This window comes from Streptomyces sp. yr375, from assembly GCF_900110755.1.
In the GTDB taxonomy this organism is placed as follows: Bacteria; Actinomycetota; Actinomycetes; order Streptomycetales; family Streptomycetaceae; genus Streptomyces.
The window spans coordinates 58956-82115 of the sequence record NZ_FOFF01000026.1; the positions used below are offsets into that span (position 1 = coordinate 58956).

Genomic DNA, 23160 nt, shown 5'->3' on the forward strand with positions numbered 1-23160 from the left:
CGCTCGCGGCCAGCCCCACCACGTCACGAGGAACGACCTTGACCACCTCCCCACCTCCCGCCGACTCCGATTCCGACACCGACTCTGACGCCAACACGACTTCGGTCGCTGTCCCCCGACAGCAGGGCGAGACTCCCCACGCCCTCCACGTCCGCCAAGCCGAACTGCCGCACCACCCCGCTGCCGCCGATCTCCTGGACCATCCCGACCCGCACACGGCGGCCCAGGCCGCGGCCGTGGAGAACCTGCTGCGCTGCTGGGTACGCGAGGCGGGCCTGCCCGCCCCCGCCCCCGGCGACGACACCCTCCACGTGCCGCTGCCTGCCAGTGGCACCGCCCTGCTCACCCCCGTCCACTACTGGTCCCCGACGGGCTGCCATCGCTTCGGCCTCCCGCGCCTGGCCGGCGCCCCCGAGCAGGCGCCACCCGCCGACGCCGTCACGGTCGCGGCCCTGCTGGCCCGCGAGGCACCCCCGGCCACAGCACACCGCACCGCAGGCACCCCGAGCACCACAGGCACTTCGGGCACCGCAAGAACCACCGGGACGACCGTCACCCCCGGCCCGACCGCAACCGCTGAACCGGGCCCCGCCCCCGTGAACGGCGACGGTGTCGACCTGGTGGCACGTGTCGCCGACTCGGTCCGCCGAACCGCCGACTTCATCGCCGAGCACCGCGAACGCCCGGCCGACGGACCTGACCTGGACCTGTTCCTGTCGTCCGAACAGGCACTGCTGCTCGGACACCCGCTGCACCCGACCCCGAAGAGCCGCGAAGGTCTCTCGGAGGCTGAAGCACGGCTGTACTCACCCGAGTTGCGTGGATCCTTCCCCCTCCACTGGCTGGCTGTCGCTCCTTCCCTGCTCGCCACGGACTCCGCCTGGACGGAAAGCGGCCGTACCGTCCCCGCCGACCGGCTGACCGCCGCGCTCGCCGGCCCCGACCTGCAACTGCCCGACGGCTACGCCGCCCTGCCGCTGCACCCCTGGCAACTGAGCGAGGCCCGGCACCGCCCCGACGTCGCGGCCCTGCTCGACGCCGGGCTGCTCCGCGACCTCGGCGCACACGGCTCGCCCTGGTATCCCACCTCCTCCGTACGCACCGTCCACCAGTCAGGCGCCCCGGCGATGCTCAAACTCTCGCTCGGGCTGCGCATCACCAACTCCCATCGCCAGAACCTCCGCAAGGAGCTGCATCGCGGGGTCGAAGTGCACCGCCTGCTGCGCGCAGGCCTGTCCGAGCGGTGGCGGGCGGCCCACCCGGGCTTCGACATCGTCCGGGATCCGGCCTGGCTCGCGGTCGACGCACCGGACGGCCTCCCGCTGCCGGGCCTCGACGTGGTCATCCGCCACAACCCGTTCGCCCCGGCGGACGACGTCTCCTGCATCGCCGGCCTCGTCGCCCCCCGGCCCGACCCGCGTGCCGTCCACCGCTCCCGGCTGGCCTCGATCGTCAGGCACCTCGCCGCCCGGACCGGTCGCCCGCCCGGGGCGGTCGCCGCCGAGTGGTTCCTGCGCTATCTGGAGCAGGTCGTCCGGCCCGTCCTGTGGCTCGACGGTGAGGCGGGCATCGCCCTGGAGGCGCACCAGCAGAACACGCTCCTTCTCCTGGACCCCGACGGCTGGCCCATGGGCGGCCGCTACCGCGACAACCAGGGCTACTACTTCCGCGAGTCCAGCCGCGCGGACCTCGAAGCCCGACTGCCCGGTATCGGCGAGCGCAGCGACACCTTCGTCTCCGACGAGGTCACCGACGAGCGCTTCGCCTACTACCTGGGGATCAACAACGTGCTCGGGCTCATCGGCGCGTTCGGCTCCCAACGGCTCGCCGACGAACGACTGCTGCTCGCCGCCTTCCGGCGCTTCCTCGCCGACGCCGCCGCCGGCCCCGAACGTATGCGCAGTTCGCTGCCCTCCCGACTCCTCGACTCGCCCTCCCTGCGCTGCAAGGCCAACCTGCTGACCCGGTTGCACGGCCTCGACGAACTCGTCGGCCCGGTGGACACCCAGTCCGTCTACGTCACCATCGCCAACCCCCTGCGTTCCTGAGCCGTCCGAGAGGAGCCCGCCGTGCCTGCCGTCGATGTCGATACCGGTACCGCCGCCGCCCCCTGCCCGGTCGGTGCCTTCGGCATCGGCGAGTGGGGGCCCACCGCCACCCCCATGGGGGCGTTCCGCCTCGTCCCTGTCATGATCGAGCGGGACCTCTCCCTCGTCGGCCGGTGGATGAACGACCCCGCTGTCGCCGCGTTCTGGGAACTGGCCGGGCCCGAGCCGGTGACCGGGCGGCACCTGCGCCGCCAACTCGCAGACGACGGGCACAGCGTCCCGTGCCTCGGCGTGCTGGAGGGGCGGCCCATGAGCTACTGGGAGATCTACCGGGCCGACCTCGACCCCCTGGCGCGGCACTATCCGGCCCGGCCGCACGACACCGGGATCCACCTGCTCATCGGCGGTGGCGCCGACCGTGGGCGAGGACTCGGCAGCGTTCTGCTGAGAGCCGTCGCCGACCTCGTCCTTGACAGGAGACCTGCGTGTGCCCGCGTCGTCGCCGAGCCCGACCTTCGCAACATTCCGTCCATCGCCACCTTCCTGAGCGCCGGGTTCCGGTTCTTCGCCGAGGTCGACCTGCCCACCAAGCGGGCGGCTCTCATGGTCCGGGACCGGTCCCTGCGCGATCTTCTGTGACGCACTGTAATCGCGTCGTTACTGATGAAACGTCGCTCGTGCCCGTCCGGTTCCCGCCGGCGTCCACCACTTTCGCCCCCACCGAGAAACCCGCCGTCTTGATCCCACCTCTCCCACCTCTCCCACCTCTCCCACCTCTCCCACCTCTCCCACCTCTCCCACCTCTCCCACCTCTCCCTCCTCTCCCTCCTCTCCGGTCTCTCACGTCCGCCTCGGCCACTCGTTTGTCAGTGCCGCGCCGTAGGGTGGACGCGCTATGACGAAGCCCTCACTCCCCGAACTCCTGCATGCCGCCGTCACCGCCGTCGGCGGCACGGAGCGCCCCGGCCAGGTGACCATGGCCGAAGCCGTCGCCGAAGCGATCGACGAAGGCTCCCACCTGCTGGTCCAGGCCGGCACCGGCACCGGTAAGTCGCTCGGCTACCTCGTGCCCGCGCTCGCGCACGGGGAACGCGTGGTGGTCGCGACCGCCACCCTCGCCCTGCAACGCCAGCTCGTGGAGCGCGACCTGCCGCGTACGGTCGACGCGCTGCATCCGCTGCTGCGCCGCCGCCCGGAGTTCGCGATGCTCAAGGGCAGGTCGAACTACCTGTGCCTGCACCGCCTGCACGAGGGCGTCCCGCAGGACGAGGAGGAGGGCCTCTTCGACCAGTTCGAGGCGGCCGCGCCCACCAGCAAGCTCGGCCAGGACCTGCTGCGGCTGCGGGACTGGTCGGACGAGACCGAGTCCGGTGACCGCGACGACCTCACGCCCGGCGTGTCCGACCGCGCCTGGGCCCAGGTGTCGGTGTCCTCCCGGGAGTGTCTGGGCGCAACCAAGTGCGCCTACGGGGCCGAGTGCTTCGCGGAGATGGCCCGTGAGCGCGCCAAACTGGCCGAGGTCGTCGTCACCAACCACGCGCTGCTCGCCATCGACGCCATCGAGGGCGCCCCGGTCCTCCCGCAGCACGAGGTGCTGATCGTCGACGAGGCGCACGAGCTGGTCTCGCGGGTCACCGGCGTCGCCACCGGCGAGCTCACCCCCGGGCAGGTCAACCGGGCCGTGCGCCGGGCGGCGAAGCTGGTCAACGAAAAGGCGGCGGACCAGCTCCAGACCGCCGCCGAGGGCTTCGAGCGGCTCATGGAGCTGGCCCTGCCCGGCCGCCTGGAGGAGATCCCAGAGGACCTCGGCTACGCCCTCATGGCGCTGCGCGACGCCGCCCGGACGGTCATCTCCGGCATCGGCGCGACCCGCGACAAGTCCGTCCAGGACGAGGACGCGGTCCGCAAGCAGGCCCTCGCCTCCGTGGAGAGCGTGCACGACGTCGCGGAGCGGCTCACGAACGGCTCCGAGTGGGACGTCGTCTGGTACGAACGGCACGACCGCTTCGGCGCCTCCCTGCGCGTCGCCCCCATGTCCGTCTCGGGCCTGCTGCGGGAGAAGCTCTTCGCGGACCGCTCCGTGACCCTGGCCTCGGCCACCCTGAAGCTGGGCGGGGACTTCAACGGTGTGGGCGCGTCGATGGGGCTGGCCCCGGAGGGCACCCAGGGCGAGGACGTCCCGCAGTGGAAGGGCATCGACGTCGGCTCGCCCTTCGACTACCCCAAGCAGGGCATCCTGTACGTCGCCAAACACCTGTCGCGCCCCGCGCGGGACGGCGACCGCGGCGACATGCTGGACGAACTGACCGAGCTGATCCAGTCGGCCGGCGGACGCACCCTCGGCCTCTTCTCCTCCATGCGGGCGGCCCAGCTCGCCGCCGAGGAACTGCGCAGCCGCATCCCCGAGTTCCCGATCCTCCTCCAGGGCGAGGAGACCCTCGGCGAGCTGATCAAGAACTTCTCGGCAGACCCGAAGACCTGCCTGTTCGGCACACTGTCGCTCTGGCAGGGCGTCGACGTCCCCGGTGCCAGTTGCCAACTGGTCGTCATGGACAAGATCCCGTTTCCGCGCCCGGACGACCCCCTGATGAGCGCCCGTCAGAAGGCGGTGGAGGACGCCGGCGGCAACGGCTTCATGGCCGTCGCCGCCACGCACGCGGCGCTGCTCATGGCACAGGGCGCGGGCCGCCTCGTACGGGCGTCGGGGGACCGGGGCGTGGTCGCCGTACTGGACCAGCGGCTGGCGACGGCCCGCTACGGGAGCTATCTGAAGGCGTCCCTGCCGGACTTCTGGTACACCACGGACCGCAACCAGGTCCGCAGGTCGCTCGCGGCGATCGACGCGGTGGCCAAGCAGACGGAAGCGCAGACAGAAGCAGAGTGAACGCAGGAGCGCGGTGAAGGCGGGGGCCGTCCCTGTTCCTCCAGGGACGGCCCCCGCCTTCACCGCGCTCCTGCACCCTTTGGCTCCTTGGGCTGGGCGCAGCACAGGGCCCCGGAACCGGCGCAGGGATCCCGGGGCCCAGTCACAGGGGGTGGACGGGGGAGGCCCGTCCACCGCCGTGCTCAGACGCGGCGGAGTACGGCCACCACCTTGCCGAGGATGGTCGCGTCGTCGCCGGGAATCGGCTCGTACGCGGCGTTGTGCGGGAGCAGCCACACATGGCCGTCCTCGCGCTTGAAGCGCTTGACGGTGGCCTCGCCGTCGAGCATCGCGGCGACGATGTCACCGTTCTCGGCGACGGGCTGGCGGCGGACGGTGACCCAGTCGCCGTCGCAGATCGCGGCCTCGATCATCGAGTCGCCGACGACCTTCAGCACGAACAGCTCACCGTCGCCGACCAGTTGCCGAGGGAGCGGGAAGACGTCCTCGACGGACTCCTCGGCGAGGATCGGGCCACCGGCGGCGATCCGGCCGACCAGCGGAACGTACGAAGCGGCGGGCTTGCCGGCGGTGTCCGTGGGCTGCACGGAGGATGCCTGGTCGGAGCCGCGCACCTCGTACGCGCGCGGGCGGTGCGGGTCGCGGCGCAGGAAGCCCTTGCGCTCCAGCGCCATCAACTGGTGTGCGACCGAAGAGGTGCTGGACAGGCCGACCGCCTGACCGATCTCCCGCATCGACGGCGGATAACCGCGCCGTTGCACGGAGTCCCTGATGACCTCGATCACTCGGCGCTGCCGGTCCGTGAGTCCCGAACTGTCCGCGCGGATGCCTGGAGGTCGGCCCGGCAGCGAGCGCTTGTGCGCCTCGGGATTCATGGCTTCGTTCATCGCATGCACCGGCTCGAGTCGGCCCTGGGAGCGGTCCTGGGCAGTGATGGTGGCACTGTCTGCGGTGGTGGTCACGTCGGCCCCTCTCGGTTGTCTCCCTGCTGGACAACGGTAGTTGCTTTCGAAAGGTTGCGCCAAACACACGTTCGAGTGAAAAAGCGTGGATAGCCTGACTTGATCATGTGTCTGGGTGTATGGCTAACGCTTGCCCTGGCGGATAAGAGGGTTGACGGGTTGTACCCTTCACCGCCGAGGCCGATGACCTGGTGAGGCGTGGCCCAGTCTGCCATCCGGTCTCCCGTCGGCCGGGGATCGGCCCCACTCTGCGCGAGAGTCCCACTTCTCCTCCCCGCGGCGCCCACGGTATCGCCGTAAGCGCCGGGGGGATACGGCTGTACGCGCGCGTGCACGGGTGGATTTCGGGTGCTCGGCGTGACGGTGGGATCGCGTGGGGTGAGCGCGGTCGGTGCGACACGCGATGCGGCCTGGATGTATGGGCCAAGCCCCACATGTAGTGGTTGGATTGCATCGGCAGCCCAGAAGTTGTGGTCCCCGGTGTCTTCGGATGCTCATGGATCCCCTATGCTTGGGGCTGCTTCGAGGGGCCCGTGAGGCCCGGCGAGGCCAATGAGTCTGCTGTGAGGAGGGTTGGAGTTCATGCACTGCCCCTTCTGCAGGCACCCCGACAGCCGTGTCGTCGACAGTCGTACGACGGACGACGGCACGTCGATCCGCAGGCGCCGCCAGTGCCCTGACTGCTCCCGTCGTTTCACGACCGTGGAGACGTGCTCGCTCATGGTGGTGAAGCGGTCCGGAGTCACGGAGCCCTTCAGCCGCACCAAGGTCATCAACGGCGTGCGCAAGGCATGCCAGGGGCGGCCGGTCACCGAGGACGCGCTCGCCCAGCTCGGCCAGCGGGTCGAGGAGGCGGTGCGGGCCACCGGAAGCGCCGAGTTGACCACCCACGACGTGGGGCTGGCCATACTCGGCCCGTTGCAGGAGCTCGACCTCGTCGCCTATCTGCGATTCGCCTCCGTCTACCGGGCGTTCGACTCGCTCGAGGACTTCGAGGCCGCCATCGTGGAACTCAGGGGCCAGACGGGACACCCCGCCGCGGACGGCGACGACCGCGCGGACGACGCAGGGGATGTCGTGGGGAGCCGGGAAGAAGACGGCGGGCGCGGAGGGACCGTGCAGGTCCCCGAGCCCGCCCACGCCGCCGACTGACCGACGGGCCGAACCCCGGAACCTGAGGTTCCGGGAACGGCCGGGCGGCGGCGGACGAAGACCTGCTGCGGGCGGTAGCGCGTGGACGCCCGCAGTACAAGACAGAACACCGTGTCACGGGAACAACGTGGCATTTCTGGGCGTTTTGCCCGTACCAGGGAGGCGGCATGACAGAGACGGCGAGCGGTCCGGCACGAGGTTCCCGAGCCAAGGGCACCAAGACCACCAAGGGCCTGCGTATCGAGCGCATCCACACCACCCCCGGCGTGCACCCGTACGACGAGGTGGTCTGGGAGCGCCGTGACGTCGTCATGACCAACTGGCGCGACGGCTCGATCAACTTCGAGCAGCGTGGCGTCGAGTTCCCCGACTTCTGGTCGGTGAACGCGGTCAACATCGTCACCAGCAAGTACTTCCGGGGCGCCGTCGGCACCCCGCAGCGCGAGACCGGCCTCAGGCAACTGATCGACCGCATCGTGAAGACGTACACGAAGGCCGGCGAGGACTACAAGTACTTCGCCACGCCCGCCGACGCCGAGATCTTCGAGCACGAGCTGGCGTACGCCCTCCTGCACCAGATCTTCAGCTTCAACAGCCCCGTCTGGTTCAACGTCGGCACCCCGCAGCCCCAGCAGGTCTCCGCCTGCTTCATCCTGGCCGTCGACGACTCCATGGAGTCGATCCTCGACTGGTACAAGGAAGAGGGCATGATCTTCAAGGGCGGCTCCGGCGCCGGCCTGAACCTCTCCCGCATCCGCTCCTCCAAGGAGCTGCTCTCCTCCGGCGGCAACGCCTCGGGACCGGTCTCCTTCATGCGTGGCGCCGACGCCTCCGCCGGCACCATCAAGTCCGGTGGCGCCACCCGTCGCGCGGCCAAGATGGTCGTCCTCGACGTGGACCACCCGGACGTCGAGGACTTCATCGAGACCAAGGTGAAGGAGGAGGAGAAGATCCGCGCGCTGCGCGACGCGGGCTTCGACATGGACCTGGGCGGCGACGACATCACGTCCGTCCAGTACCAGAACGCGAACAACTCGGTCCGCGTGAACGACGAGTTCATGACGGCCGTCGAGAACGGCACCGAGTTCGGCCTGCGCGCCCGGATGACCGGCGAGGTCATCGAGAAGGTCGACGCCAAGAAGCTGTTCCGCAAGATGGCCGAGGCCGCGTGGGCCTGCGCCGACCCGGGCATTCAGTACGACGGTGTGATCAACCGCTGGCACACCTGCCCCGAGTCCGGCCGGATCACGGCGTCGAACCCGTGCAGCGAGTACATGCACCTGGACAACACGTCCTGCAACCTCGCCTCGCTGAACCTGATGAAGTTCCTCAAGGACGACGGCAAGGGCACCCAGTCCTTCGAGGCCGACCGCTTCCAGAAGGTCGTCGAACTCGTCATCACCGCGATGGACATCTCCATCTGCTTCGCCGACTTCCCGACCCAGAAGATCGGCGAGAACACGCGCGCGTTCCGCCAGCTCGGCATCGGCTACGCCAACCTCGGCGCCCTGCTGATGGCCACCGGCCACGCCTACGACTCCGACGGCGGCCGCTCGCTGGCCGGCGCCATCACCTCCCTGATGACGGGCACGGCCTACCGCCGCTCCGCCGAACTGGCCTCGGTCGTCGGCCCGTACGACGGCTACGCCCGCAACGCCGACGCCCACAACCGCGTCATGAAGCAGCACTCGGACGCCAACGCGACGGCCGTCCGCGTGGACGACCTGGACTCCCCGGTCTGGGCCGCCGCCACGGAAGCCTGGCAGGACGTGCTGCGGGTCGGCGAGAAGAACGGTTTCCGTAACTCCCAGGCGTCCGTGCTCGCCCCGACCGGCACCATCGGTCTGGCGATGTCCTGCGACACCACCGGCGTCGAGCCCGACCTCGCCCTGGTCAAGTTCAAGAAGCTGGTCGGCGGCGGCTCGATGCAGATCGTCAACGGCACCGTCCCGCAGGCCCTGCGCCGCCTGGGCTACCAGGAGGAGCAGATCGAGGCGATCGTCGCCCACATCGCCGACAACGGCAACGTGATCGACGCCCCCAGCCTCAAGCCCGAGCACTACGAGGTGTTCGACTGCGCCATGGGCGAGCGCGCCATCTCCCCGATGGGCCACGTCCGCATGATGGCCGCGATCCAGCCGTGGATCTCCGGCGCGATCTCCAAGACGGTCAACATGCCGGAGACGGCGACCGTCGAGGAGGTCGAGGAGATCTACTACGAGGCCTGGAAGCTCGGCGTCAAGGCGCTCGCGATCTACCGCGACAACTGCAAGGTCGGCCAGCCCCTCTCCGCGAAGACCAAGGAGAAGGAGAAGACCGAGATCACCGAGAAGGCCGAGGACACGATCCGTGCCGCGGTCGAGAAGGTCATCGAGTACCGCCCGGTCCGCAAGCGCCTGCCCAAGGGCCGCCCCGGCATCACGACCTCGTTCACGGTCGGCGGCGCCGAGGGCTACATGACCGCCAATTCCTACCCGGACGACGGTCTCGGCGAGGTCTTCCTGAAGATGTCCAAGCAGGGCTCGACCCTCGCCGGCATGATGGACGCCTTCTCCATCGCGGTCTCCGTCGGCCTCCAGTACGGCGTGCCGCTGGAGACGTACGTCTCGAAGTTCACCAACATGCGCTTCGAGCCGGCCGGCATGACCGACGACCCGGACGTGCGGATGGCGCAGTCGATCGTCGACTACATCTTCCGCCGCCTGGCGCTCGACTTCCTGCCCTTCGAGACGCGCTCCGCGCTCGGCATCCACTCCGCGGAGGAGCGTCAGCGCCACCTGGAGACCGGTTCGTACGAGCCGAACCTCGAGGAGGAGGACGTGGACGTGGAGGGCCTCGCCCAGTCCGCCCCGCGCCCGACGGACCTGAAGGCCGTCGTCACCCCCAAGGCCGACATCGAGGTGGCCGTGCCCGCCCCGAAGCAGGCCCACACCAGCGCCGAACTGGTGGAGATGCAGATGGGCATCCAGGCCGACGCCCCGCTGTGCTTCTCGTGCGGCACGAAGATGCAGCGGGCCGGCTCCTGCTACATCTGCGAGGGCTGCGGTTCGACCAGCGGTTGTAGCTGATGTCGTACCCCTGCTGGATGTGAACCAGTAGCGAGGGCGGTGGAACCGGACAACGGCTCCACCGCCCTCGGCGTGTCGTGACCCCGCGCGCCGCCACGCGCGCGTGGCGGTCAGGACTGGCGGACCTGGCCCATGATCCTCGTGAACGTCGCCGGGTCGTCCTCGAAGCCCTGGACACCGGAGTGGAACGACCACCCGTCGGCCGTCTCGCGCACGAACTCCCCGACCGTCGCCGCGGTCGCGCCGAGGACGCCGCCGAAGTCGTCCTCGGCCAGGACGCCGTAGCCCTCCCGTATCCGGAAGCCGGGGTTGAGCACGCTGACGAAGGTCCGGTGCTCCGGGTTCTGCTGGATGACGACGCCGACGACCACGCGCGCGTACCGCGCGTCGAGGCGGTCGAGTTCGAGTGTCATGACCTCGTCCCAGCCGAAGCCCTTGCCGTCCTTGCTGTCCCGGTTGAGATAGATCGTGCCGTCGGGGGAGCGACTGTCGAAATGCACCACATAGGCGGGGGCGCCGTTCGGATCGCCCGCCAGGTACGTCGCGGCCACGATGTCCAGGTCGGTGGGCGGCTGCCCCGCCGGACTCGGGTCCCACTTCAGCGACATCTCGATCTTGCGGATTCCCTTGTTGAGGCCGCTCACGGACTTCTCCTCCCCGTATCCCCGTCTGCCGTCGCCCCGAACTGGCCGACCGCCAGGGGCGGTTGTCCATCCTGCCACGCGCGCGTGCGTCGCCGCAGCGCTGCACCGCGTCCAAGGGTGACCAACGCCACGCCCGCTGGCCTTACCATGGCGCGGTGCTGGTCAAGTGGATTCGCTGCACCGTGGTGGACCGCCGCGGTTTCGAACGGGGACAGCGAAAGTGGGCGGGGCTTCTGGGAGAGCCGGGATTTCGGGGACAGGGCGGGGGCTGGAGCAGAGGGCGGCCCTCCGTCGCGCATGTCTTCGCCTTCTGGGAGAGCCGCGCCTTCTACGACTCCTTCATGGCCCGCTCCCACGACCGGCTGGCGGCGGCGCAGGCGGGCACCTTCAAGGACGCCCAGGTGCGTCTGTTCGACTACCGCTTCGACGTGAAGACGGGCTTCGAGCCCCGCTTCACCGACTCCGACCTGGTACGGGTGGCCCTGTGCCGGGTCCACGAGGAACGCGCCGAGCACTTCACCCTGATGCAGGAGAAGGTGTGGAACCCGGCCATGGCCGGCTCGCCCGGCATGATCCGCGGACTCTTCGCCGAAGCGCCCGGACACGAGTTCCTGGTGCTGTCGATGTGGCGCTCGGAGGCCGAGCACGGAAAGTACCGCACCGAGCGAGTGGAGCGGCTCGCACTGCGCGCCCAGACGGAGGCGGACATCTCCTCCCTCACCGGCGACATCGTCGAACTCGAGCCGACCTGGACGGTTTGAAATCCGGACTCACTGCCGGACTCACTGCCGGACCCGCCGCCGGATCCGCCGCTGGGGTCGCTGAGCGTGCGTTGTTATGTGCCTTCTGGTGCGGGATAGGTGTGACCTGCGCCGTATGGAGGCCGTACGAGTGCTCGATCCGCCGTGATCCGATCTAGGGTTTTGGCATGGCACGACCACGGCGCATCGTCCTTGTCCGGCACGGGGAGTCAACGGGCAATGTTGATGACACCGTCTACGAGCGTGAACCCGACCACGCACTGGCCCTGACCGAGCAGGGTTGGCGGCAGGCGGAGGAGACGGGAAAGACCCTGCGGGAGGTGTTCGGCCGCGAGCGGGTCAGCGTGTACGTCTCCCCCTACCGGCGCACCCATGAAACCCTCCGCGCCTTCCACCTCGATCCCGAGCTCATACGGGTACGCGAGGAGCCCCGGCTGCGCGAGCAGGACTGGGGGAACTGGCAGGACCGCGACGACGTACGGCTGCAGAAGACCTACCGGGACGCCTACGGGCACTTCTTCTACCGCTTCGCCCAGGGCGAGAGCGGAGCCGACGTCTACGACCGGGTCGGCGGCTTCCTGGAGAGCCTGTTCCGCAGCTTCGAGGCCCCCGACCACCCGCCGAACGTGCTCCTGGTGACCCATGGCCTGGCGATGCGGCTGTTCTGCATGCGCTGGTTCCACTGGACGGTCGCCGAGTTCGAGTCCCTCGCGAACCCAGGGAACGCCGAGATGCGGATGCTCGTTCTCGAGGACGACGGCAGGTACGCGCTGGACCGGCCTTTCAAGCGCTGGCGAGATCCGGAGCCGTATGGAATCACTGGATAGGGTGACGAAGTGATGACCGTTGACTCCTCTCTCGAAGGGCGCTTGGAGCGCGCCCTGGCCAGCCTGCGCGGCCTCGCCGTGGGTGACGCGCTGGGCTCTCAGTTCTTCGTGCCGGTGAACTACCCCCTGTTGCAGCGCCGCGAGCTGCCGCCCGGTCCGTGGCAGTGGACCGACGACACCGAGATGGCCTGCTCCGTCGTGGCCGTCCTCGCCGCCCACCACCGCATCGACCAGGACGCCCTGGCCCACGCCTTCGCGGAGCACCACGACTTCGACCGCGGGTACGGTCCGGCGGTCAACCGGCTGCTGAGGCTGGTCAGGGAGGGTGCCGACTGGCGCGAACTGTCGGCCGCGTTGTTCAACGGGCAGGGGTCCTGGGGTAACGGCGCCGCGATGCGGATCGCCCCCTTGGGCGCCTGGTACGCGGACGACCCCGAGCAGGCGACCCACCAGGCGGAGATCTCCGCCTACCCCACGCACCAGCACCGGGAGGCCGTGGTCGGGGCCATGGCCGTCGCCGCGGCCGCCGCGCTAACCGGCGCCCCCGGCGGGCCGCCGAGCCCCGAGGCGCTGCTGGACGGTGTCATCGCCCTCGTCCCGAAGAGCGCCGTCGGCGCCGGCCTACGGCGCGCCAGGGACATGCTCGACTACGCCGACGCGGCCACCGTCGCCGCCGTGCTGGGCTGCGGGAGGCGTACGTCGGCCCATGACACCGTCCCCTTCGCGGTCTGGTCGGCGGCTCGCGCCCTCGGTGACTTCGAGGCGGCGTTCTGGACGACCGCACAGGTCGGTGGGGACGTGGACACGACCTGCGCCATCGTGGGCGGCGTGCTGGCGTCCGGCAAGGCCGGGAGGCCTCCGGGGGGCTGGGCGCGACAGGTGGAGGCGCTGCCGGGGTGGGTGCCCGCGTCTGCGTGAGGCGTGTGGCGTGAGGTGTGGTGGGTTTTCCGGCACCACCCGGTCGCGGAAACTCTCGGTGTCCGACGGGAACTCTGCGTGACCGGTCGTGCGTTGTTCCGACATCCGCTGTGCGACGTGTGCGTGCAGGTGGGCGAGTGAGTGCGGGAGCGATGCAGGGGGGCGTAGGGGATGGGCATGTGGTTCGTCTTGTTCGTGATCATGCTGCTGATTGCGAGCGGTCGGGTGGGCAGGGCAGGCCAGGTGGGCCGACCGGGGAGCGGCGGACGCGCCCGCGCCGTGCGAGGCGGCGACGCTCCGAGGCCGGCCCGTGGGGCCGTTCTGTCAGCCGACCGTAGGAGCGGTCGTGGTCGTGCCGGACAGCGCCTCCAGGTCGCTCTTGCGGACGCGGATCACGAACCAGGCCGTCACGAGAGCGATCGCGGCGATCGCGGCGGCCGGGACAAAGGCGGTCGAGATGCTGTGGGCGAGTACCTCGTGCCCCCAAGGGGCGGGCAGTTGGTGCGTCCTGGCGAACTCGGCCTTCTGCTCCGCGGATCCGTCGGCGAGGAACTTCGGCAGTTGTTTCTCCGCCTCGTTCTTGCTGGCCGAGCCGAACACGGTCGTCAGGATGGACAGTCCGAGCGAACCACCCACCTGTTGCGTGGCGTTGAGCAGGCCGGACGCGGCGCCCGCCTCGTGCGGGGCGACACCCGAGACCGCGGTCACCGTCACCGTCACGAAGTTCAGACCCATGCCGAGGCCGAAGATCAGCATCGGTCCCAGCACCCCGCCGACATAGGTACTGTCCGGGCTGATGAAGGCCTGCCAGGTGAGGCCGATGACCACCAGCGTGGACCCCGTGAGCATGAACGGCTTGGGGCCCAGGACCGGCAGGAAGCGCTGCGACAGACCCGCCCCCGTCGCGATGGCGACCGTGACGGGGAGGAAAGCGAGGCCGGCCTTGATCGGGCTGTAGCCCAGTACGTTCTGCACGAACAGCACGATGTAGAAGAACATGCCGAACATGGCCGCAGCGAGGCTCAGCATGATCACGTACGTGCCGGAGCGGTTGCGGTCGGCGAACATCTTCAGCGGCGTGATCGGCTCCTTTGCCCGCATCTCCGTGAACACGAAGGCGATCAGCAGGACCAGAGAGGCGCCGAACGCCCCGAGGGTGAGACTGTCCCGCCAGCCTTCCTCCGCGGCGCGGATGAACGCGTAGACCAGGGAGGCCATGCCGGTCGTCGACGTCAGCGCGCCGGCGATGTCGAAGCGCCCGGGGTGCCGCTCGGACTCGCTGATGTACAGCGGCGCGAGGGCCGCGATGAGCACCCCGATGGGTACGTTGACGAACAGCACCCAGCGCCAGTCGAGCCACTCGGTGAGCATGCCGCCCGCGAGCAGGCCGATGGCGCCACCGCCCGCGGACACGGCGGCGAAGACGCCGAAGGCCCGGTTCCGCTCCGGCCCCTCGGGGAAAGTGGTGGTGATGAGCGCCAACGAAGTGGGCGACGCGATGGCCCCGCCAATGCCCTGGAGGGCGCGTGCGGCCAGCAACTGCCAGGGCTCCTGGGCCAGTCCGCCCAGGAGCGAGGCGAAGGTGAAGAGCAGGATGCCGGTCATGAACACCCGACGCCGCCCGAGGATGTCACCGGCCCGGGCGCCGAGCAGCAGCAGACCACCGAAGGTGAGCGTGTAGGCGCTGACCACCCAGGTCAGGTCCGTGGTACTGAACTTGAGCGCGTCTTGAATGTGCGGGAGCGCGATGTTCACAATCGTCGCGTCGAGTACCACCATGAGTTGGCAGGCCGCGATCACGGTGAGCGCGATGCCGGGATGTCCCTCCCGGCGGGCCGCGCCCGGTTTCTGATTCTGGATCAATTGAGAGGTAGTCACTATGGGTCCCCCACAGGAGCGTTAGTGAACGCTGGCGTTCACTGGCTCGACAACGGTAGTGAGTCCTCCATAGTGAACGCAAGCGTTCACTCGCGGCGTCATCCTTCGGCGTGTCCCCCGCCGCGGCCGCACACTGCCTCGCCCCACCCCGTAATCCCCGCTCCCTCTGCCCGCTGGAGACACTCAGATGGTTACTTCGCGCTGGACGGCCGCCCCCGCTCAGGCGACGTCCCCCCGTCGGCGCGGCGCCGTGCTCGAACGTGCGATTCTCGATGCCGCGCTGGATCAGTTGGGCACCGTCGGCTGGAACGGCCTCACGATGGAAGGCGTCGCGGCCGGCGCCCAGACCGGCAAGGCCGCCGTCTACCGCCGCTGGCCCTCCAAGGAGGACCTTGTCGCGGACGCCTTGCGGGCCGGACTGCCCCGGCTGGACGCCGCCCCCGATCTGGGGAGCGTGCGCGAGGACCTGGTGGCGCTGTGCCGCGAGGCGCGTGACGCGATGTTCTCCCGGCCCGGCTCCGCGCTGCGCTCGGTGCTTCACGAATGCGATCCGGCTCGAGCCGAGCGCTTCCATGCCCTGATCCTCGACGGTGTGGTGGAGCCGACCGTCAGGCTCCTCCATGAGGTCATCAGCCGAGGAATCGAGAGGGGTGAGGTGCGGCCGGATGCGGCGAACGGATACGTCTTCGATGCCATTCCGGCCATGCTGATGTATCGATCCAAGGTGTGCGGATGTGAATGGAACGATCGCGATCTGGACGAGATGATCGACCAGCTCATGCTGCCGCTGCTCCGACCGGCCGCGCCCTGAGAGCGGTTTCGGCACCGTTGCAGTCGGCCTCGCAGCCGGCCTCGGAGAGGCCGCTGCCGCCCGGGGTGTCGCGAGGGGATCCCGGCGGCGTAATCTAAGGGCGCCATGCCGTACGAACCACCCACACACACTGTCGAGCGCTCCCTCCGCGCCACGACCGGAGCGAAGGTCATCGCCGGTGTCGACGAGGTGGGCCGTGGTGCGTGGGCCGGCCCCGTCACCGTCTGCGCGGCGGTCACCGGACTGCGCCGACCGCCCGTAGGTCTCACGGACTCCAAGCTGCTCACCGTCAAGCGCCGCACCGCGCTCGCCGAGGAACTGCTGAAGTGGGTGACGTCGTACGCCCTGGGGCACGCCTCCCCGGAGGAGATCGACGATCTGGGGATGACCGCCGCGCTGCGGCTCGCCGCCGTGCGGGCCCTGGAATCTCTCCCGATCCGTCCCGACGCGGTGATCCTCGACGGGAAGCACGACTACCTCGGTGCCCCGTGGCAGGTCCGCATGGTGATCAAGGGCGATCAGTCGTGCGTGGCCGTCGCGGCGGCCTCGGTCATCGCCAAGGTGCAGCGCGACAAAATGATGGCCGAACTGGGTATCGACCATGCAGACTTCGGTTTTGCGGACAATGCCGGGTATCCGGCGCCCGTCCACAAGGCCGCACTGGAGGAGCGGGGCCCCACCCCGTACCACCGGTTGTCGTGGGCGTATCTTGATGCGCTGCCCCAGTGGCGGCACCTCAAGAAGGCCCGTAGCTGGGCGAACGGAAGCGCTCCGGAGATCGAAGGTCAGCTCGGCTTCGACTTCTGACGAATCCGGCCGCACCGATGTGCCACCCGCTGGCGCGTGCCGCATCAACGTTTGATAGACAACAGCTCATGCCTCTCATTCCCGAGGAGCCTCAGATTCACGAGAGTGCCCAGGGTCCCCGCGCGACTCCGGCCAGCGGCCGCACCGCACCGACCCCTCGACCTGTACCCGGACCCCGTCCCGCGGCTCCGTCGCGTCCCGGTCGTCCCGGACCCCCTCGGCCCACGCCACCGGCGCAACGCGCGCCGCGCGACGTGGCCGCCAAGCCCGGGCCCTCGGCCCCGGCAGCTCCCGCCGTCGCCTTGCCCGCTTCGGTGACTCCCCAGGTCCAGTTGGTCCCGGCCTCGGCCGAGGGCGCGCTGGACGCCGCCGAGGAGGCCGTGGACCTCCTCCTGGACTCGGGCCGCGCCCCGGGGGACGTGCTGGTGATCACCACCGGCGAGCGGCACCCCTGGGCCGCCCACGAACTGTCCTTCGGTGAGGTGCCCTACTGGGCGCAGCACGACGCGGGAGACGACGTCTTCTACGCCGATGCCGCCGACGTGGCGCGCGCGGGCGTGCGTCCCGTCGTCGTGGTCGCCGTCAACGGCGGTTCCGACACCGTGGCCGCCACCGCTCTGCCGCTGGCCCGCGCTCGGGCCTCCGCCGTGCTGATCGTCTGCGGTGACGCGCAGCAGATCAACGCGGTGCCGGGCGCCGGCGTCTGAGCAAGTTCCGGTAGGCCGGGAGGCTCCGGACCCGCGGAGGCGTCGCTGTCTGCGGCGCCTCTGCGGTGCGCCTTGGGGCCTTGTGCCCAGGGGCATTTGGGCGGCGCCATGAGTGCCGTACGGGCACGGCTCCCCCCCCCCGGGTGCCACGCGCCCTCGGCGATTACCAAGGCAGCGCCACAGCACCCGTAGCGCCCGCAGGCGGCCGTGACGTACTCGCCCTCGCGGGCGGTTCGGTCGGCGGATCGCCTTCAGCGGGTGCCTCGCTCGGCCGACCGGTCGCCCTCAGCGGGCGGCCGCGCGGCGCAGCACATCCGAGGCGACGCCGCCGGTCCGTGGCAGCGGGGGCGGGGCCTCGGACAGGCCGAACGGCTCCGGAGCGGAGTCCGCGTTGGGCCGACGGCCTCCACGCCCCTCTCCGAGGACCTGCCAGCCGTCCCGGGTCAGCGTGATGTAAGCCCCGCAGCGCAACCCGTGCAGCGTGCAGGCGTCACGCAGGCCCCACATCCACGCCCCGTCCTCCTCCGTCCAGCGGGCGTCGCCCTCACGGCAGTAGAGCAGCACGGCGGTGCGCACGGGCGTGCGGCGCCGCAGGTCGTGCGGGATGACGCGGCGCAGTTGGGCGAGCAGGGCGTTGCGGAACATCCAGCCGTCGCTCGACGCCTGGCGCCGGGTGAACGAGGCGCTGGCCTGCACCCGCTCGTCCGGGTCGAGCACGGCCACGATCGCGGTGGCCGGCCCTGGCCGGTGCCGCGAGTGCAGCCCGCTGACGACTTCCCGAGGGTTGCGCAGCAGTGGTATGCCGGCCGCGGCCCATTCGGCAGGCTCGAGCAGGCGGTTGGCGGAGGTGGCGGACGTGGACGTCGACAACGAAGCCGCCGAGGACGGAGCGAATCCGAAGGTCACGATCCTCCCTTCGGCTACGGCCCACACAGCGGGCGGGTCGGATTCGGGGGAGCGCACACCGCAACAGAGCCCTACCGGACTACGGACGAGCCGTGCGGGGAGCGGACCTCAATTCTTCCTGTCGAACTTGGATGCGGCAACGAGCAATTGGGGCCACCGACCGTTATATGACGGTGAGTGTCATATATCCCTACCCAGTGATTCGTGTGAGGACGCCCGAGCCCACAGCTCATGCCTTGTCAGTACCCCTGAGGCGGGCGGTTCAGTTGCACATCGCCGCAGGGCCGCTTCCCTCGTCAGCCCTGAACGGCCAGAACCAGAGGCAACACCCCCTGCGCGCCCCCGCGGCGGAGCATCCGGGCCGCGACCGCGAGGGTCCAACCGGTCTCCGTGTAGTCGTCCACGAGCAGGACGGGGCCCTGCGCCTCGGCCAGCGCGGCAGCGAGCGCGGGCGGCACCTCCAGCAGCCCGTGCAGTGCCTTGAGGCGTTGGGCGCTGTTGCTCCGCGAGACCGGCGAAGCGTCGGCGGCGTACTCCAGGGTGCCCAGGAACGGCAGTCGGCCGACCTCCGCGATGCGCGCGCCCAGTGAGTGGATCAGCCGCGGTCTCGTGCGTGAGGCGACGGTGACCACGCCGACCGGGCGCGCCAGGGCGTCCGCCGCTGTGGAGGCCCAACCGCCGGGACCCTTCGCCCAGTCGGCCAGCACACCCACCACGGCCTTCGCCACGTCGTCCGGAATCTGCCCGTCGGAAGCCTGGGCGGTGAGCATCGGACGGAGCCTGTTGCCCCAGCCGATGTCGGAGAGGCGCCCCAACGCCCGCCCGGCCGCCGCCTGTTCACCGGCCGGAATGCGCCCCTTGAGCTCCATGCCGATCGCCGGCAGGCCGGTCGGCCACATCCGTCGGGGCTCCACCTCGACGCCCGCGCGGCCCAGGTCCACCCGCGCGGCGTCCAGCGCGGCCGTGGACGTCTCGGCCGCATAGCGCGCCCCCGCGCAGTTGTCGCAGCGTCCGCAGGCCTTCGCGCCGTCGTCGTCGAGCTGGCGCTGGAGGAACTCCATCCGGCAGTCCGTCGTCGACGCGTACTGCCGCATCGCCTCCTGTTCGGCCTTGCGCTGCCGCGCAACCCACTCGTACCGCTCGGTCTCGTACGTCCACGGCTCGCCGGTCGCGAGCCAGCCGCCCTTGACCCGTTTGACCGCACCGTCCACGTCGAGGACCTTGAGCATGCTCTCCAGGCGGGAGCGGCGCAGCTCCACCAGGGGCTCCAGGGCCGGCAGCGACACCGGCCGCTCCGCGCGCGCGAGGACGTCCAGCGTCCGGCGCACCAACTCCTCCGACGGGAAGGCGAGCGACGCGAAGTACTCCCAGATCGCCTCGTCCTCCTTCCCGGGCAGCAGGAGCACCTCCGCGTGCTCGACACCGCGTCCGGCGCGGCCCACCTGCTGGTAGTACGCGATGGGGGAGGAGGGCGAGCCGAGGTGCACGACGAAACCGAGGTCGGGCTTGTCGAAGCCCATACCGAGCGCGGAGGTGGCGACCAGTGCCTTGACCTTGTTGGCCTGCAGATCCTCCTCGGCCTGCTGCCGGTCGGCGTTCTCCGTACGGCCCGTGTACGAGGCGACGACGTACCCGCGCTGCCGCAGGAACGCGGTGACCTCCTCGGCGGCGGCCACCGTCAGCGTGTAGATGATTCCGGAGCCCGGCAGTTGGTCGAGGTGGTCGGCGAGCCAGGCCATCCGGTGCGCGGCGTCGGGCAGCCGCAGCACGTTCAGACTGAGACTCTCGCGGTCCAGCGGGCCGCGCAGCACCAGGGCGTCCGACGTGCCGCCGGTGCCGAGCTGTTCGGCGACGTCGGCGGTCACGCGCGCGTTGGCGGTCGCGGTCGTCGCGAGCACCGGTACGCCGGGCGGGAGATCCGTGAGCATGGTCCGCAGCCGACGGTAGTCCGGCCGGAAGTCGTGGCCCCAGTCGGAGATGCAGTGCGCCTCGTCGACCACGAGCAGACCGGTCGCGGCGGACAGCGCGGGCAGCACCTGATCGCGGAAATCGGGGTTGTTGAGCCGCTCTGGACTGACCAGCAGGACATCGACCTCACCCGCCGCGATCTCCCCCTGCACGGTCTCCCACTCCTCGCTGTTCGAGGAGTTGATGGTCCGCGCGTGGATACCGGCCCGGGCCGCGGCCTCGACCTGGTTGCGCATCAGGGCGAGCAGCGGAGAAACGATCACTGTGGGGCCGGCGCCGCGGGCCCGGAGCAGGGAGGTCGCCACGAAGTAGACCGCGGACTTGCCCCATCCCGTCCGCTGGACCACCAGAGCCCGGCGCCGGTCGGCCACCAGCGCCTCGATCGCCCGCCACTGATCCTCGCGCAGCCGGGCCGCGCCCGAGGCATCGCCGACGAGGCGGGCGAGGACGGCGTCGGCGTCGGCCCGGAGATCCGTGTTGCTCGTGTGCTCCATGCCCCCCATACAACAGGACGCCACTGACAATCCGGTCACGGCCGGGGTGGGGGCAGGGCGCTCGGCGGCACCGCGAGCCCGCCGAGCCGCCCGAATGACGTGTTCCTGATCGGACTTATCCACAGGCCAAAACGGAATCTCAGGATTCGCGAGATCGTCTGCGCATGACGAATCACAGCGAAAACACTGGTTCCCCCGAAAACGGCGACATCACCGGACGCGACGGACTTGACGGACGCGACGGATGTGGCGGACTTGACGGGCGGGATGTGCACGACGGGCGGGACGGACGTGACACGCGGGATGGATGGGGCGTGCAGGTCGGAAGGGACGGACAGGTCGGAAGCACCGGGGGCCCGTCGCGTGAGGGACAGCCGACGACCAGCGGGCACACGGCGTACGTCAGTCACGCGAGGTACGACGGGAACGCCGAGTACGGCGCAAGCCCCGCCGCCCACCAGGTGACCCTGCGCACCCCGGGCGAACTGGCCGACGCCTTGCCCTACTTGCTGGGGTACCGACCGGAGGACAGCATTGTCCTGGTCGCCCTGCACGACCTGGGCGGCCGGGGCCGCTTCGGTGGCCGGGCCCGGCTCGGCATTCCCGCGAACCCGGACGACTGGGGAGCCGTCGCCCAGCAGTTGGCGCAGGGCCTCGTGAAGGGCAGCGAACGCCGGGGCGACCGTCCGGCGCAGATGGTCGCCTACCTCTGCCAGGAACCGGCGAGGGGCGAGACGGGCCGTCAGGTCATGGAACGGCTCCAGTCGCTGGCCCACCAACTCCGACTCGAATGCGGCAACCTCGACATCCCCGTGATCGAGGCGCTCTGCATCTCCGACGGCCGTTTCTGGTCGTACTGCTGCGGAGGCAAGGGGTGCTGCCCGGTCGAGGGCGTCCCGATGGGCCTGCCCGGCACCTCCGTGCTCGCGGCGGCCGCGACCTACGCGGGGATCCAGGTCCGAGGGACCTTGCGCGAACTGCGGGCCCGACTGCTGCCTCTGGAGACCGGTGCCGCAGTGGAGCAGGAAATCGCCCTGGACACCGCAGGCATGGCGCTCGTCCCGAGGATCGTCGACGAGACGAGCCGCTCGGCGGTGGCTCAGGAGACGCTGGACCTGGCCGGACGGGTCATGCGCCGCTTCGCCGAGGCGCCCGTCGTCACGGGTGTTCTCATCGCGGACCACAGGGACGACGAACTGCTCGGATTCGACGAGGCCGCGGCTCTGATCCTCGGCCTTCAGGACCGGGTGACACGTGACCGGGCGGCGGAGTGGATGGAGGGCGACGAAGCCGCTCCCGCCCTGCGCCTGTGGCGGGCACTGGCACGCCGCTGCGTGGGCCCCTACAGCGAACACGCGGCGGCGCCCCTCACCCTCGCCGGCTGGGTCGCCTGGTCCAGCGGCGATGAACTCGAGGCGAGGGAGGCCCTTGCCGTGGCCCTGGGCGCGGACCCCGGATATCTCTTCGCCCGCCTCCTCCACCAGGCTTGCAACGAGGGCCTCGACCCCGAGTCGGTACGACGCTGCCTGCGCACCGAGCGCGAGGGGCGCGAACGCCACACAGCAGCGCAGGGTCCGGGCAGCCCGACGACGCCCGAGGGCTCCAAGGGCGCGGAAGGTGCAGAAGGCACGGGCGGGACGGACGCCCCCGCAAACCCCGGGGAAGCCAAGGACGCGAACCGTCCCGGTGAGGGTCCCGGTGAGGTGACGGACACCCCGGACTCGGGCCAGCACGGCTCAGCCGCATGCGCGGAAGCTGGACAGGAACCGGAACCGCAACGCCGATCGTCGGGAACGAACGCCCTTCGCTCTCGCACCCCGAGGACGCACACCACGCGTCCCGTCGCGCCGAGCCGTGGTGTATCCCGCCCCCGCTCCGCCCCCCGCTCCGCAGGCAAGGCCTCCCCGTGGCGTCGCGGCAACCGCGCGGAAGGTGCCCGGCCCGACGGCGACGACGCCACGGGGCAGGCGTGACGCCCTGGCAGGCCCCCCGAAGCGGGCCCGGGGTGTCCGGGTCCTGCCGTTCCGGCCGCCATTCGGTGGGGCCTGAGTGCCAGGGGCGTGACCCGGGAGAGTCCCGTCCCGTTCACCTGAGTGGCGGAACACCTGCACGGTCGTACCGCCACAGCGCACCCGCCCTGTCGGAGCCTTCCACCCGGCCTCGAACATGTCCGAGGCGCACAGAGAGCAGAAGAAGTCACCGCATGCATCAGCCGACTCCGCCCTCCGCCGCCGACGACCGCTCCCGCCGCCTCGACACCCCAGGGCCGACCCACCTCATGGGCACCGGCCAACCGCTTTCGGACGGACCCGGTCCTCGAAGGGC

Annotated in this window: 17 protein-coding genes; 12 read left to right on the forward strand and 5 right to left on the reverse strand. The window is 70.4% G+C overall.

Going from position 1 to position 23160, the window contains the following annotated elements:
* Positions 1-38: 38 nt before the first annotated feature.
* The 3 genes from BMZ82_RS24300 (at position 39) to BMZ82_RS24310 (ending at position 4932) form a co-directional block, all read left to right on the forward strand.
* Positions 39-2048, forward strand: coding sequence for an IucA/IucC family protein (locus BMZ82_RS24300; RefSeq protein ID WP_177244637.1), 2010 nt, complete (start codon positions 39-41; stop codon positions 2046-2048).
* Positions 2049-2069: 21 nt separating this feature from the next.
* Positions 2070-2687 (forward strand): GNAT family N-acetyltransferase, encoded by a 618-nt coding sequence (locus tag BMZ82_RS24305; protein ID WP_093779250.1) that lies wholly within the window; start codon positions 2070-2072, stop codon positions 2685-2687.
* Between the two features lie 256 nt (positions 2688-2943).
* Positions 2944-4932, forward strand: coding sequence for an ATP-dependent DNA helicase (locus BMZ82_RS24310; protein WP_093779252.1), 1989 nt, complete (start codon positions 2944-2946; stop codon positions 4930-4932).
* 182 nt (positions 4933-5114) lie between these two features.
* Here BMZ82_RS24310 and lexA read toward each other — a convergent pair whose 3' ends face one another.
* Positions 5115-5894 (reverse strand): transcriptional repressor LexA, encoded by a 780-nt coding sequence (gene lexA, locus BMZ82_RS24315; RefSeq protein ID WP_093779254.1) that lies wholly within the window; start codon positions 5892-5894, stop codon positions 5115-5117.
* Between the two features lie 582 nt (positions 5895-6476).
* Between lexA and nrdR the strand changes: the two genes are divergently transcribed.
* The gene (gene nrdR, locus BMZ82_RS24320) at positions 6477-7046 is read left to right on the forward strand and encodes a transcriptional regulator NrdR (protein WP_093779330.1); all 570 of its coding nucleotides are present in this window, start codon (positions 6477-6479) and stop codon (positions 7044-7046) included.
* A gap of 167 nt (positions 7047-7213) precedes the next feature.
* On the forward strand, positions 7214-10114 hold the full coding sequence (locus tag BMZ82_RS24325; RefSeq protein ID WP_093779256.1) for a vitamin B12-dependent ribonucleotide reductase: 2901 nt from the start codon (positions 7214-7216) through the stop codon (positions 10112-10114).
* Between the two features lie 110 nt (positions 10115-10224).
* Here the strand turns inward: BMZ82_RS24325 and BMZ82_RS24330 are convergent, their stop codons facing one another.
* Positions 10225-10758 (reverse strand): TerD family protein, encoded by a 534-nt coding sequence (locus BMZ82_RS24330; RefSeq protein WP_093779258.1) that lies wholly within the window; start codon positions 10756-10758, stop codon positions 10225-10227.
* 155 nt (positions 10759-10913) lie between these two features.
* On the opposite strand from BMZ82_RS24330, the gene BMZ82_RS24335 reads away from it, so the two are divergent.
* The 3 genes from BMZ82_RS24335 to BMZ82_RS24345 all read left to right on the forward strand — a co-directional run bounded on the left by BMZ82_RS24335 (position 10914) and on the right by BMZ82_RS24345 (position 13264).
* Positions 10914-11519, forward strand: coding sequence for a YdbC family protein (locus BMZ82_RS24335; RefSeq protein ID WP_093779260.1), 606 nt, complete (start codon positions 10914-10916; stop codon positions 11517-11519).
* Between the two features lie 167 nt (positions 11520-11686).
* Positions 11687-12346: a histidine phosphatase family protein gene (locus BMZ82_RS24340; protein ID WP_093779261.1), complete on the forward strand. Its 660-nt coding sequence runs from the start codon at positions 11687-11689 to the stop codon at positions 12344-12346.
* A gap of 12 nt (positions 12347-12358) precedes the next feature.
* Positions 12359-13264 (forward strand): ADP-ribosylglycohydrolase family protein, encoded by a 906-nt coding sequence (locus tag BMZ82_RS24345; protein WP_093779263.1) that lies wholly within the window; start codon positions 12359-12361, stop codon positions 13262-13264.
* A 324-nt stretch (positions 13265-13588) separates the two neighbouring features.
* On the opposite strand, the gene BMZ82_RS24350 is transcribed toward BMZ82_RS24345, so the two are convergent.
* Entirely contained in the window at positions 13589-15142 is a 1554-nt protein-coding gene (locus tag BMZ82_RS24350) for an MFS transporter (protein WP_093779265.1), read from the reverse strand.
* Positions 15143-15329: 187 nt separating this feature from the next.
* Between BMZ82_RS24350 and BMZ82_RS24355 the strand changes: the two genes are divergently transcribed.
* The 3 genes from BMZ82_RS24355 to BMZ82_RS24365 all read left to right on the forward strand — a co-directional run bounded on the left by BMZ82_RS24355 (position 15330) and on the right by BMZ82_RS24365 (position 17467).
* Entirely contained in the window at positions 15330-15953 is a 624-nt protein-coding gene (locus BMZ82_RS24355) for a TetR/AcrR family transcriptional regulator (RefSeq protein ID WP_093779267.1), read from the forward strand.
* Between the two features lie 105 nt (positions 15954-16058).
* Positions 16059-16760, forward strand: a complete 702-nt coding sequence (locus BMZ82_RS24360) for a ribonuclease HII (protein ID WP_093779269.1) — start codon at positions 16059-16061, stop codon at positions 16758-16760.
* 68 nt (positions 16761-16828) lie between these two features.
* A complete protein-coding gene (locus tag BMZ82_RS24365; protein ID WP_093779271.1) occupies positions 16829-17467 on the forward strand; it encodes a hypothetical protein in 639 nt (212 codons plus the stop codon).
* Between the two features lie 285 nt (positions 17468-17752).
* On the opposite strand, the gene BMZ82_RS24370 is transcribed toward BMZ82_RS24365, so the two are convergent.
* Together BMZ82_RS24370 and BMZ82_RS24375 are read right to left on the reverse strand one after the other, a co-directional pair.
* A complete protein-coding gene (locus BMZ82_RS24370; protein WP_093779273.1) occupies positions 17753-18373 on the reverse strand; it encodes a hypothetical protein in 621 nt (206 codons plus the stop codon).
* Between the two features lie 296 nt (positions 18374-18669).
* Positions 18670-20835 carry a RecQ family ATP-dependent DNA helicase gene (locus BMZ82_RS24375; RefSeq protein WP_093779275.1) on the reverse strand — a complete coding sequence of 722 codons (2166 nt, stop codon included), beginning with the start codon at positions 20833-20835 and terminating at the stop codon, positions 18670-18672.
* Positions 20836-20999: 164 nt separating this feature from the next.
* Between BMZ82_RS24375 and BMZ82_RS24380 the strand changes: the two genes are divergently transcribed.
* Entirely contained in the window at positions 21000-22808 is a 1809-nt protein-coding gene (locus BMZ82_RS24380) for a DUF4192 domain-containing protein (protein ID WP_093779277.1), read from the forward strand.
* Positions 22809-23160 lie beyond the last annotated feature (352 nt).

Excerpts from the sequence above, each read along its gene's own strand:
- BMZ82_RS24355 (WP_093779267.1), top strand. The coding sequence starts at position 15,330 with ATGGTTACTTCGCGCTGGACGGCCGCCCCCGCTCAGGCGACGTCCCCC.
- BMZ82_RS24340 (WP_093779261.1), top strand. The coding sequence starts at position 11,687 with ATGGCACGACCACGGCGCATCGTCCTTGTCCGGCACGGGGAGTCAACG.
- BMZ82_RS24325 (WP_093779256.1), top strand. The coding sequence starts at position 7,214 with ATGACAGAGACGGCGAGCGGTCCGGCACGAGGTTCCCGAGCCAAGGGC.
- BMZ82_RS24365 (WP_093779271.1), top strand. The coding sequence starts at position 16,829 with ATGCCTCTCATTCCCGAGGAGCCTCAGATTCACGAGAGTGCCCAGGGT.
- BMZ82_RS24310 (WP_093779252.1), top strand. The coding sequence starts at position 2,944 with ATGACGAAGCCCTCACTCCCCGAACTCCTGCATGCCGCCGTCACCGCC.
- BMZ82_RS24345 (WP_093779263.1), top strand. The coding sequence starts at position 12,359 with ATGACCGTTGACTCCTCTCTCGAAGGGCGCTTGGAGCGCGCCCTGGCC.
- BMZ82_RS24380 (WP_093779277.1), top strand. The coding sequence starts at position 21,000 with ATGACGAATCACAGCGAAAACACTGGTTCCCCCGAAAACGGCGACATC.
- BMZ82_RS24375 (WP_093779275.1), bottom strand. The coding sequence starts at position 20,835 with ATGGAGCACACGAGCAACACGGATCTCCGGGCCGACGCCGACGCCGTC.
- BMZ82_RS24360 (WP_093779269.1), top strand. The coding sequence starts at position 16,059 with ATGCCGTACGAACCACCCACACACACTGTCGAGCGCTCCCTCCGCGCC.
- nrdR (WP_093779330.1), top strand. The coding sequence starts at position 6,477 with ATGCACTGCCCCTTCTGCAGGCACCCCGACAGCCGTGTCGTCGACAGT.